Below are 519 nucleotides of genomic sequence, written 5' to 3'. Positions count from 1 at the left end.
CGGTGTTAGTCCCGTCCTTCATCGGCTCCTAGTGCCAAGGCATCCACCGTGCGCCCTTTCTAACTTAACCTAAATTGGTTATTCTCTATTAATAAATAGAGAGAAAAACTAAAGTGGCGATCACTCGTTTTTTACTTGGTTACTTCTTCTTACGATTATCTAGTTTTCAAGGAACAAAATTGGTGGAGCCTAGCGGGATCGAACCGCTGACCTCCTGCGTGCAAAGCAGGCGCTCTCCCAGCTGAGCTAAGGCCCCGTTATGAGATGGTGGGCCTAAATGGACTCGAACCATCGACCTCACGCTTATCAGGCGTGCGCTCTAACCAGCTGAGCTATAGGCCCTCACAACGAATATTTATGAGAGATTGAACTCTCAAAACTAAACAAACAAGAAACGGTCAACTATGATGTCCGAAAGGACATTATATTCCTTAGAAAGGAGGTGATCCAGCCGCACCTTCCGATACGGCTACCTTGTTACGACTTCACCCCAATCATCTGTCCCACCTTAGGCGGCTG

Annotated in this window: 2 tRNA genes and 1 rRNA gene; all 3 read right to left on the bottom strand. The window is 47.4% G+C overall.

Annotated elements, in window-relative coordinates:
- Positions 1-180 precede the first annotated feature (180 nt).
- Positions 181-256 (bottom strand) — tRNA-Ala (locus ACWM35_RS25090).
- Between the two features lie 9 nt (positions 257-265).
- Positions 266-342: transfer RNA gene (locus ACWM35_RS25085), tRNA-Ile, on the bottom strand.
- A 93-nt stretch (positions 343-435) separates the two neighbouring features.
- A 16S ribosomal RNA gene (locus ACWM35_RS25080) occupies positions 436-519 on the bottom strand; the annotation flags it as partial.

The sequence above is a fragment of the Neobacillus sp. K501 genome, assembly GCF_053749995.1.
This window is presented reverse-complemented; position numbering and strand designations above follow the sequence as displayed.